This window comes from Enterocloster sp. 210928-DFI.2.20, assembly GCF_020554465.1.
GTDB classification, from domain to species: Bacteria; Bacillota; Clostridia; order Lachnospirales; family Lachnospiraceae; genus Enterocloster; species Enterocloster bolteae.
Window position 1 is genome coordinate 1 of record NZ_JAJCHK010000064.1, and the last position, 9874, is coordinate 9874.

Annotated in this window: 10 protein-coding genes and 4 tRNA genes; 6 read left to right on the forward strand and 8 right to left on the reverse strand. The window is 45.3% G+C overall.

Features of this window, described 5'->3' with window-relative positions; genetic code table 11:
* Nucleotides 1-28 precede the first annotated feature (28 nt).
* Nucleotides 29-496 (reverse strand): DUF2975 domain-containing protein, encoded by a 468-nt coding sequence (locus LI015_RS27455; RefSeq protein ID WP_227126734.1) that lies wholly within the window; start codon nucleotides 494-496, stop codon nucleotides 29-31.
* Nucleotides 497-817: 321 nt separating this feature from the next.
* Here LI015_RS27455 and LI015_RS27460 point away from each other — a divergent pair, with 321 nt between their 5' ends.
* From LI015_RS27460 to LI015_RS27470, 3 genes are all read left to right on the forward strand, one after another.
* Nucleotides 818-1255 (forward strand): MarR family winged helix-turn-helix transcriptional regulator, encoded by a 438-nt coding sequence (locus LI015_RS27460; protein WP_002565751.1) that lies wholly within the window; start codon nucleotides 818-820, stop codon nucleotides 1253-1255.
* Nucleotides 1256-1293: 38 nt separating this feature from the next.
* Nucleotides 1294-1974, forward strand: a complete 681-nt coding sequence (locus tag LI015_RS27465; RefSeq protein ID WP_002570823.1) for a DUF554 domain-containing protein — start codon at nucleotides 1294-1296, stop codon at nucleotides 1972-1974.
* Between the two features lie 120 nt (nucleotides 1975-2094).
* Entirely contained in the window at nucleotides 2095-2748 is a 654-nt protein-coding gene (locus LI015_RS27470) for an ATP-binding protein (protein WP_002565749.1), read from the forward strand.
* A gap of 382 nt (nucleotides 2749-3130) precedes the next feature.
* On the opposite strand, the gene thrS is transcribed toward LI015_RS27470, so the two are convergent.
* Nucleotides 3131-4885 (reverse strand): threonine--tRNA ligase, encoded by a 1755-nt coding sequence (gene thrS / locus LI015_RS27475; RefSeq protein WP_002565748.1) that lies wholly within the window; start codon nucleotides 4883-4885, stop codon nucleotides 3131-3133.
* 591 nt (nucleotides 4886-5476) lie between these two features.
* Between thrS and LI015_RS27480 the strand changes: the two genes are divergently transcribed.
* Together LI015_RS27480 and LI015_RS27485 are read left to right on the forward strand one after the other, a co-directional pair.
* Complete coding sequence (locus LI015_RS27480) at nucleotides 5477-5899, forward strand: DUF3842 family protein (protein ID WP_002565747.1); 423 nt, start codon at nucleotides 5477-5479, stop codon at nucleotides 5897-5899.
* Complete coding sequence (locus tag LI015_RS27485; protein WP_002565746.1) at nucleotides 5886-6128, forward strand: hypothetical protein; 243 nt, start codon at nucleotides 5886-5888, stop codon at nucleotides 6126-6128. The genes LI015_RS27480 and LI015_RS27485 overlap by 14 nt, the downstream gene beginning before the upstream one ends.
* Before the next feature lie 15 nt (nucleotides 6129-6143).
* Here the strand turns inward: LI015_RS27485 and LI015_RS27490 are convergent, their stop codons facing one another.
* Nucleotides 6144-7949 (reverse strand): DUF5050 domain-containing protein, encoded by a 1806-nt coding sequence (locus LI015_RS27490; RefSeq protein ID WP_227126735.1) that lies wholly within the window; start codon nucleotides 7947-7949, stop codon nucleotides 6144-6146.
* A gap of 569 nt (nucleotides 7950-8518) precedes the next feature.
* Nucleotides 8519-8764 (reverse strand): helix-turn-helix domain-containing protein, encoded by a 246-nt coding sequence (locus LI015_RS28915; RefSeq protein WP_227126736.1) that lies wholly within the window; start codon nucleotides 8762-8764, stop codon nucleotides 8519-8521.
* A gap of 5 nt (nucleotides 8765-8769) precedes the next feature.
* Between LI015_RS28915 and LI015_RS29125 the strand changes: the two genes are divergently transcribed.
* Nucleotides 8770-9198, forward strand: a complete 429-nt coding sequence (locus tag LI015_RS29125; protein WP_227126737.1) for a tyrosine-type recombinase/integrase — start codon at nucleotides 8770-8772, stop codon at nucleotides 9196-9198.
* A 197-nt stretch (nucleotides 9199-9395) separates the two neighbouring features.
* Here LI015_RS29125 and LI015_RS27505 read toward each other — a convergent pair.
* From LI015_RS27505 to LI015_RS27520, 4 genes are all read right to left on the reverse strand, one after another.
* A tRNA-Phe gene (locus LI015_RS27505) sits at nucleotides 9396-9468 on the reverse strand.
* A gap of 5 nt (nucleotides 9469-9473) precedes the next feature.
* Nucleotides 9474-9546: transfer RNA gene (locus tag LI015_RS27510), tRNA-Lys, on the reverse strand.
* 26 nt (nucleotides 9547-9572) lie between these two features.
* A tRNA-Met gene (locus tag LI015_RS27515) sits at nucleotides 9573-9646 on the reverse strand.
* Between the two features lie 52 nt (nucleotides 9647-9698).
* Nucleotides 9699-9780 (reverse strand) — tRNA-Tyr (locus LI015_RS27520).
* Nucleotides 9781-9874 lie beyond the last annotated feature (94 nt).

The window sequence follows — 9874 nt, forward strand, 5'->3', positions numbered from 1 at the left end:
GTTCAATGCCAGAGTTTTGCTGGCATGATCACTCAAGATTCCGAGAGATCATTATGGTCAGGTCATTTTCCTGCTTGTAGCGGATCGCCTGTTCAAATACCAGACAAAGCACAAAACAGAAAAGGCCTGCGATTGAAAACACAATAATAATCACTGCTGTGGCCGGAGTAAACGCCACAAAAAGGCGGAGAACAGACAGAACGGCTATGAGAAAGCTGCATTTCCCCATTCGTTTTAAGGATGCCGCATTTTCCATCACAAATGCGTCATCTGCCAGCACAGTTGCAAACATCCGCCGCAACTCCAGCACCAGCAAAAGAGCCAGCACCCCGGACGCCATGTAAAGCGCACACTGAACCACGTAGTAGGTCCTGAATTTCTCTATATACATACCTACATAATGGAAAATAAGCGGAATTGCCGCTGTTATAGCCATCCCCACATAAAACATGATGTCCAGAAGCCCTTTTGTAAACCTTACCAAACGCATATTCATACTAAATCCACCTTTCTGTATTGCTTATGTGCCCTGCAAAAGGGCTTGTGGGGCTTGCGGGTTACCCTGGTAAAAGCCTCACCTGGAATTTCTTACTTGAGATTCCTTACTTGGAATATAACACCATTTATACTATTTTTCAATACATTTTTATTGATATTCGATAAATTAATATTGATATATGATAAAATTTAAGAAGATTGTAAAGTACGGGGAAAGTAATAAATATCGGCAGCATAGGCAAAATCCAATTGACACAGTATATAGTTTGAATTATAATCATTAGCATTCTAAATATTTTGAAAGGCGGTCCGTATATTCATGACATTTCACTATCTTTTAATGGCAGGCCATGCCATATATCTGAAGCAGCTCATGGCGGAACTGTACCATACTGGGCTGACTCCCGGACAGCCCAAGGTCCTGGACTATCTCATGGAACACGATGGGGCAAACCAAAAAGAAATAGCAAATGCCTGCCATATAGAAGCCGCTACCCTCACCTCCGTACTCAACGGCATGGAGGCAAAATCCCTTATTGAGCGCAGAAGAACGGACGGCAACCGGCGATCTTTTTATATCTTTCTGACTGACCGCGGAAGGGAAATGGGCAGGGAGGTAACGGAGGCATTTGCCAGACTGGAGGAATATACCTTTCAGGATATCCCTACTGAAAAGGTTGGTAAATTTATGGAAATGTTCCAGGAATTATATCAAAGAATGGAAAATCACGCTGATACCGGGAAACCAACAAAGTAAACATTACATCTAAAATCAAACAAGGAGACAAATGCCCTATGCCATATGGAATCATAACCAACTGCGCTGCCGTATTCCTGGGAGGTATCCTGGGGGCAGTTTTAAAAAATTATTTTCCACAGAAATTAAAAGAAGCCCTGCCCAATATCTTTGGTCTGTCGGCCATCACCATGGGAATCAGCCTTATTATCATGTTAAAAAGTCTGTCAGCCGTGGTACTGGCCCTTATCGTGGGAACGGTCATAGGAGAACTTCTGAACCTGGAGGATAATCTGTTAAAGGGGCTTCACAAGCTGGAGCAAAAACTTCCCGTGAACCTGGATGACGAACAGATGGATGTATTAATCAGCATGATTATCCTGTTCTGCTTCAGCGGCACCGGGGTATTCGGCGCCATGAATTCAGCCATGACCGGCGACCATTCCATCCTCTATGCCAAGGCTGTCATGGATTTCTTTACAGCCATTATCTTCGGAACCACCGCAGGCTATCTGGTAGGCTTTATCGCAGTTCCGCAATTTGCCGTGGGCATCCTTCTGTTTGGAGGAGCTTCCTACATACTCCCCCTGGTCACTGATACCATGCTGGCTAATTTTAAGGCCTGCGGCGGGATCATCACCCTGGCAGTGGGATTAAAAATTGCAGGCATCAAACGGACCAAAGTCTTAAATATCCTTCCGGCCATCGCCATAATCTTCCCGCTGTCATGCCTGCTTTAAAAAATGGTAAAAATCCACATATGAAATGTTGTTGTAACAACATACAATCCGTCCTCTTCATTGTATACTTCTATCATAACATCCATTGGCTAAAGTACTCATAACGAGGAGGATAAAAGAATGATCAGAAGAATTATTAAGATAAATGAAGACCTGTGCAACGGATGCGGCGCATGTGCTGACGCATGTCATGAAGGCGCCATTGCAATGGTAGATGGCAAAGCCAGGCTTATAAAGGACGATTACTGCGATGGACTTGGCGACTGTCTGCCCACCTGCCCTACAGGGGCCATTACCTTTGAGGAAAGGGAGGCAGCTGCCTATGATGAGGCAGCCGTAAAAGCCCGTATGCACCAGAGCCGGAACTTGTCCCCTTCCGACGCCCCCCTTCACAGAGAATGTCCGGAAAGCCGTCTGACCCAGTGGCCTGTGCAGATTAAGCTGGCTCCTGTCCAGGCTCCCTATTTTAAGGATGCCCGCCTTTTGATAGCAGCTGACTGTACCGCCTTTGCCTATGGTAATTTCCACAATGACTTTATAGCCGGCCGCATCACACTCATCGGCTGTCCAAAGCTGGATATGGTGGATTACTCTGAAAAGCTGACGGAAATCATCCGTCTCAATGATATCAGGGATGTCACCATTGTCCGCATGGAAGTTCCATGCTGCGGCGGTATTGAAAATGCCGCGAAACGCGCCCTCCAGGCCAGCGGGAAATTCATTCCGTGGCAGGTTGTGACCGTGAGGACGGATGGAAGCCTGGTACGGAATTAAACTCATGATATAAAAAAAACGGTGTGAAACTTAAAATAACCTGGAAAGATGATGTGAAGCAAAAGGAGACCATTGCCAGAGCATTGCAAACCAAATCTACCATGAGATTCAGGCAGCCGGCAAAAACAAAGAATCCCAAAACTGTCTCGTCAATGCAATACAGGTCTGTATAAAAGCTGACAAATGTGTTGTCGATGATATTACAGCATTAACCATAGAAACACTTGCCGGGAATACATCCGGTGCTGTACTGCGCAGAATTGCGGATGGATATGGGCGGACTTGTTCCCATGGCATAGGTTCCCTTTCTCCAATAGTCATATTTGCTTAAAGGCGCTTAAGATACGGATATAACCTTATCTTAAGCGCCTTTTTGCGGTTGTTATTTCTCTTTTGTCTGAATCATCTTTTTAATATCTTCAATAAACGCATCCAGTCCCGCAGCACCCAGGTCGCCCTTATCCCGGCTTCTCACCGTGATTGCTCCCTCTGCCGCTTCCTTCTCACCCAGAACCAGCATATAGGGAACCTTCTCCAGCTGTGCCTGGCGGATCTTGTAGCCTACCTTCTCGTCCTTGTGATCCAGCTCTGTGCGGATGCCGGCAGCCTTTAATTTTTCATATACACCGGTTGCATAATCCATAGACTTCTCAGAAACAGGAATTACTTTAACCTGTACCGGAGCCAGCCATACCGGGAACTTGCCTGCAAAGTGCTCAATCAGGATGCCGATGAAACGCTCAATGGATCCGAAGCATACGCGGTGAATCATAATTGGACGCTTCTTGGAACCGTCCTCAGCCGTGTACTCCAGGTCAAACCTCTGAGGCATCTGGAAATCCAGCTGGATGGTACCGCACTGCCATGTCCTGCCCAGGGAATCCCTCAGGTGGAAGTCAATCTTAGGACCATAGAACGCGCCGTCGCCCTCGTTTACAATATAATCAAGGCCCATGTCCTCCAGCGCCTTCCTCAGGCCGTTTGTAGCCATCTCCCAATCCTCGTCAGAACCCATGGAATCCTCGGGCCTGGTGGACAGCTCCACAAAATACTCAAAGCCAAACTGTGTATACACTTCATTAATCAGCTTTGTTACGCCCTTAATCTGATCCTCAATCTGGTCGTCCCTCATAAAGATATGGGCATCATCCTGGGTAAAGCAGCGCACGCGCATCAGACCGTGGAGCTGTCCGCTCTTCTCATGGCGGTGAACCAGTCCCAGCTCGCCTACCTTTAAAGGCAGGTCGCGGTAAGAGTGGGGCTGATTCTTATAAACCAGCATTCCTCCCGGACAGTTCATAGGCTTGACAGCATAGTCTTCCTCGTCAATGACCGTGGTGTACATATTGTCTTTGTAATGATCCCAGTGTCCTGAATTCTCCCACAGCTTACGGCTCAGAATAATAGGAGTGGAAACCTCCTGATAGCCGTCCCTGTAATGAATCTCACGCCAGTAATCAATCAGGGTATTCTTTAACGTCATTCCCTTTGGAAGGAAGAATGGGAACCCAGGTCCTTCCTCTGCAAACATGAACAGACCCAGCTCCTTGCCCAGTTTCCTGTGGTCACGCTTCTTTGCCTCCTCCATCATGGTCAGGTAGCTCTCCAGGTCTGTCTTATTGGCAAACGCGGTTCCGTAAATCCTGGTAAGCATCTTGTTCTTCTCGCTGCCTCGCCAGTACGCGCCCGCAATACTCGTAAGCTTAAATGCCTTTACACCCTTTGTATACATGATATGGGGTCCTGCGCACAGGTCCACAAATTCGCCCTGCTGGTAAAAGCTTATAGTCTCCTCCTCAGGCAGATCTTCGATAAGCTCTACCTTATACGGCTCGCCTTTTTCCTCCATGAACCTGACAGCCTCAGCCCTTGGAAGCACAAAAGGCTTAACCGGAAGATTTTCCTTTACAATCTTAGCCATCTCTGCCTCTAACTTCTCAAGGTCCTCAGGTGTGAAGCCTCCTTCCCTGTCAAAATCATAGTAAAAGCCGTCATCAATAGCCGGTCCAATAGCCAGCTTTGCATCCGGATACAATCTTTTCACTGCCTGTGCCAGCACATGGGATGCCGTATGGCGTATGGCCCTTAATTCATCCTCAGCTTCCTGTACACTTCCGTCTGGTAAAATGATCTTCATACGAATCTCCTTTCTTCTATGGGCCATTTCAGGCTCCATCTCTTTGGTGTTATTCTGATATGATGATTCCGGCTGTTCTGCTGAAAAACATTCCTTCTGAATATGTCCGCTGCCGGAATCCTGTGAAAAAATGGGAAAATAAAAACCCCTGGACATATTCTTATGTCCAAGGGTGCATTCACACGGTTCCACCTTGATTTTCACTCATTTATCCCTTAACGCGGGGTACGGCGCCATTTCCCATCCTTCTTTGTGCTGTAACACATGTCCGGACATCCCTGACGCGGCTCAGGACTGGTATTCGTCAATCTTTGGTATGCGGCCATTCCACCAACCGGCCTGCTCTCTGGATACTTCCCACTGACTACTGTTTCCCTCAATGCCTTTGCTGCTTATTGCTATTCTTGATTATATCACCTGACTCTGATTTGTCAAGACCGGCTTCCAAGGCTTTTTATTCCCATATAAGATTGTTCCGCTCATCTTTATCCACAATTCCACCCTCATACTCCGCCCATCTGTGGATAACATTTACTTTCCCCTGTATTTCTGTTAAAATATACCCAGCACAAAAGAAAAGAAGGTGAATCCATGAAAATTGTCATCATAGACGGACAGGGCGGGAAGATGGGTAAATCAGTTATCGAACAGCTGAAAAAGCGTTTTCCAGGCCTGGAGACATATGCCATCGGAACAAACAGCATCGCCACATCCGCCATGCTCAAAGCAGGCGCCACCTATGGCGCTACTGGTGAGAATCCGGTTATTGTCAATGCACAGGACGCAGATATCATCATCGGCCCTATCGGAATTGTCATGGCTAATTCCCTTTTGGGGGAGATTACGCCTGCCATGGCCACAGCCATAGGCATCAGTAAAGCATATAAGATACTGATTCCGGTCAACCGATGCAATCATTACATTGTAGGCTGCCAGAACAGTACCTTATCTGATTATATCAATATGGTATGTGATGAAGTAGGAAAGGAAGCAGGTATCAATGAGAACCATTGAATTTAAAATGGAACGCCAGGGACTTGTAAATAAAGGAGATAAAGTAAAAATAATCGAGCGGGAAGGAACCAGCAGCTACAGCTATATCATTGATCCGGCTGTAGCCATGTCCGGCTGCTTCGCCGCCCGTTACCGCATTAAATCCGAATACGGAATTGTAAAAGACATCCGCGAAAATTCCCGGGGATTCTATGTGATAGTAGATTTTGATGAGGATGAACCCCGCTAATACCGGTTTCCCTCTTTATCCCAACGGCACTATCTTCACCTCAGCAGATGGTTCCGTCACCGGCGGAACCGTGGGAGCAGGCGCCGGAACCGTGGGCACAGCTGTATCTGTATGAGGTCCCTCCGTGCTGATGACAGGGTCGTTATTGATAGAAGGTTCCACCGGTGAGACAGTCTCTGTGGAAGCAGGCGGCATAGTCTCAATTGGCTGGATTATGTCACCTGGCTCCTGGGCTTCACTGCTCTCTGCGGATTCTGTTGAGGGAACCATATCAATCAGGCGTCTGTCCCCTGCATTGAGCTCAATGGCTTTACTCCACAGGATACTGGTTATTCCGCTGTTTCTCTCCCATTGGCAATCATGCCACAGGCAGATGACCTTGCCGTCCCTGGCCATTATAATTTCCAGCATGTCATTTCCGTCCACATGCTTACCTGTACGTGCGGATGCATCCTCTATCTGATAAATTCCCCCATCTCTTGCTATCATGACAACGGTTCCATACGCCTGTTTCCAGATAGCAGGATTGTATTCCCCGAATATCTGGCCCTCGTCTTCATAGTAATACATATTCTGCATGACACCAGGGAAACGCTCTGACACTGCCTGTTTATTCTGTCCGTCCAAACCAGCTTTAAAAATCTGGCTGTACCACTCTCCGCCGGTACCTTTATCCACATAACTGCTGTAGTAGATCTGGTTATCCACAATACAATAGCTCTGTACACCATAATTTTCCCTGATAACAGCAGTATCGCTCCCATCGCTTTTTACGCAGACAGAAGATTTAGTTCCGCTGCCGCCCAGATAATAGGTCTTTCCGTCAATGGTTACCTGGCCGTGTTTTACATATTTTATCTTTCCATCTTCCTCAATCCTGTAAACCCGGTCTCCTATGCTGACGCTGCTGCCGCTTTCAGCCACTGCGGGATTTCCCATGTCATCTACCAGATAACAATTTCCATCTTTTATAACCACCGAATACCTGGCCTCCCCGGTAGCAACCTCTGTGCCCGAGGTAGTCTGATAAATTTTACCGCCCTGAGAGTAATAGATAATATCACCCAGTACCATATAGCCATCCACATTCTCAGCTATCAATTCTTTGGTATCACTTCCCGGCCTCATCCTGAACAGCTTATCACAAAGCCCCCTCTCGGCCTCAGAAAGGCCCTGTTTCTGGCTTTCCTTTACCTTAGGCAGGAAATATACGTAATCACCGTAAGCACGCATAGAATTCCTTGTGGTCTTTTCAGGAGCACTCTCCTCTCCCAGCACCACTACCTTGTTCTCCACTGTCTTGCGGTACAGAATGGTCTTAAAAAGTCCTGTGTCCTCAGCCCTCAGATAACACCAGAATGCATTGGTCCTCACAAGACTGTCCAGGTTTTCACCAGTGCTTTCAGGTACATAGTCCGGATCAATCTGGATATTCTTCAGATATCCCTTTGTATCATGGCAGGTATATGTCTGACCTTCCTGTTTCAACTCTCCGGTAGCCATAATACCATCACTGTCAAAATAATAGAGGAAACCCTCTATATCCTTCCACTGGTCTGTCACATATTCCTTTTCATCCAGATAATACATCCAACCTTTATCCGTCTCATTCCATCCGGCCTTTGGCTCATCCTTTGTATCTATGGTGATAGAAGGCATCTCCTTTTCCTCTGTAGTGAAATCCAGATTTTTATAATCCGACCGGATTTTCCCAACCACGGACATGATTACATATACGGCTGCTATCATAATAATGGCTGCCATAATAATCAAAAATACGGTCTTAATTGGTGAGTCCTTTTTTTTACGCCGTCTGCTCATTTATTTTCCCCTGGTATCATTTGTTGTATGATTTGTTAATAGCATATCAAATTCCTAAAACATTATTTATACTATCAGACTTCCGACATTTTTACAATGAAGGAAATCTTACAATAAAACAAAAAAGCGCCTATCAATAAGATAAGTGCTAAATGTCCAAAGTCGGAATCGAACCAACGACACGAGGATTTTCAGACCTCTGTTCTACCAACTGAGCTATCTGGGCATCAATGAGCGTGCCGGGATTCGAACCCGGAACAACTTAATTAAAAGGCTGTATATTTAAGCCATTTAAGGCTACTTGACATATTGGCAGGATTGGTATAATATAATAATACCAGGAAGTTTAGTACACATGTTGCACTAAACAAAGCCCCAAAGAGTACCAGTCTTTGGGGCTTATTTTTGGTTAGCTGTCTTTACGGTTCCGATCTAACCATTTGCATATGTAGTAACCAGCTACACTTGCCATAACCGAAACCAGGAAGTTTAATACATCGGACATGTTGCACACCCTCTTTCCGCTGTGCGGTATAGGGTAGACAGCAAACCTATCATACTATATTTGATTATATCTTTACAACATAATACTTCCTTTTCTTGGGTTTGGAATACGGCTTTTTTTCATCTGTTATACCTAATATATAATCAGAGCTTACACCATATAACTCGGTTAGTTTTATCAAATGCTCTAAAGGCAGTGAACGAGTGCCATTTTCGTAATGTCCATATGACCTTTGAGTTACACATAAATAGCTTGCAACATATTTTTGTGTCCAATTGCGTGAGTCCCTTAAGTCTGCTAAACGTACCAATTATCATGGTATTGCTTCACCATTCACTTTCCAAGGCCACTATTTCTACATATGTCAGAAATGCCCGTATATTCCTTAGATGGGTGCATGCTGAATATGGTCTTAGCTTTGACCCGGTAAAGATAAAGGTTCCTAAACCTCCCAAAAAGAATGTCCATGTGCTTTCTTCTGCTGAGATACAATATTTATTGGATTCTGCAAAATGCTCTGTCCCTTGGCTGACTGCCAGAAATAAGGCTATAATCGCTTTAATGCTGGATTCTGGTCTTAGGCAGAATGAAGTATGCACATTAGTAAAAAAAGGGCTGGATTTTGACCGTGGTGCGTTACAAGTCACTGGGAAGGGTTGCAAAGACCGTTTAGTCCCCTTGGGGTATATTTTCAAAATATTGATAACTATCACAGAACGGGAAATACTGGTGTCTACGATTTGAGCATTTTAATGGGGCATGAAAGTATAGAAACCATTAAAAAATATGAACACATTGCACATGAAATAATTGCTGTTGAAAACTGCAATTCCCACCTATCTATTTAAAATAAATTCTCTGTGGATAAATTCCCTAAAATAACGTATTTATGTACTTTTGGGCAATAAAAAAGCACCCATCCATTAAGGATAAGTGCTAAATGCCCAAAGTCGGAATCGAACCAACGACACGAGGATTTTCAGTCCTCTGCTCTACCAACTGAGCTATCTGGGCATCAATGAGCGTGCCGGGATTCGAACCCGGGACAACTTGATTAAAAGTCAAGTGCTCTACCGACTGAGCTACACGCCCATAGGGTTAAGTTTTTGCAAAAAAAATTGCGGGGGCAGGATTTGAACCTACGACCTTCGGGTTATGAGCCCGACGAGCTTCCAGACTGCTCCACCCCGCGCTAATATATAATTATAAATGGTTTAAAATGTTTTGTCAACTAACATTTTAAATGGGCGAAGGTGGATTCGAACCACCGAAGGCATTGCCAGCAGATTTACAGTCTGTCCCCTTTGGCCACTCGGGAATTCGCCCTTATTGAATTAGTATATACACTTTTCTGTAAAAAATACTCAAATGGGGCCTACAGGGCTCGAACCTGTGACCCTCTGCTTGTAAGGCAGATGCT